General features: G+C 72.9%; 1 protein-coding gene. It reads left to right on the top strand.

Annotation, left to right across the window (positions count from 1 at the left end; translation table 11 throughout):
• Positions 1-658: amidohydrolase family protein (locus tag DBR34_RS22210; RefSeq protein ID WP_258223698.1), on the top strand; the 658-nt coding region annotated here is incomplete at both ends.

Raw genomic sequence — 658 nt, 5'->3', positions numbered from 1 at the left:
GTGCGGAACTGACCGGCAACTCGCGTGCGGCGCAGTGGATGCTGCTGGAGCAGATGGTCAGCGAAGCGCGCGGGCGCGTGCCCGCCGATTCCCCGCATGCCCTGCTCACCCCCGCCGGGCGCGCCACGCTGGCACGCTACCTGGCCGGGCAAGGCCGGCTGGTGGTGCAGGTGGACCGCGCCGCCGACATCCGCCAGCTGCTGCGCTGGGCCGCCCGCGAGAAGGTGAAGATCGCCATCGCCGGCGGGGCCGAGGCGTGGCGCCTGGCCCCGCAGCTGGCGCAGGCCAACGTGCCGGTGTTTGTCGATGCGCTGGGCAACCTGCCCAGTACCTTCGACCAGCTGGGCGCCAGCCTGGAAAACGCGGCGCGGCTGCAGGCGGCCGGGGTGCAGGTCAGCTTCGCCCAGCGCGACGATGCCTCGCACAACGCACGCAAGATGCGCCAGCTGGCCGGCAATGCCGTGGCCAATGGCCTGCCGTGGCAGGACGGCCTGGCCGGATTGACCCGGGTGCCGGCGCAGGTGCTGGGCGTGGGCGACCGCATCGGCAGCATCGAGGTCGGCAAGCTGGCCGACCTGGTGCTGTGGGAAGGCGACCCGCTCGACGTGGGCCACTATGCCGAGCAGGTCTGGCTGGGCGGTCGCGCAATGCCGATGCG

This window comes from Stenotrophomonas sp. HMWF003 (assembly GCF_003061285.1).
Taxonomy (GTDB): Bacteria; Pseudomonadota; Gammaproteobacteria; order Xanthomonadales; family Xanthomonadaceae; genus Stenotrophomonas; species Stenotrophomonas maltophilia_AP.
This window is presented reverse-complemented; position numbering and strand designations above follow the sequence as displayed.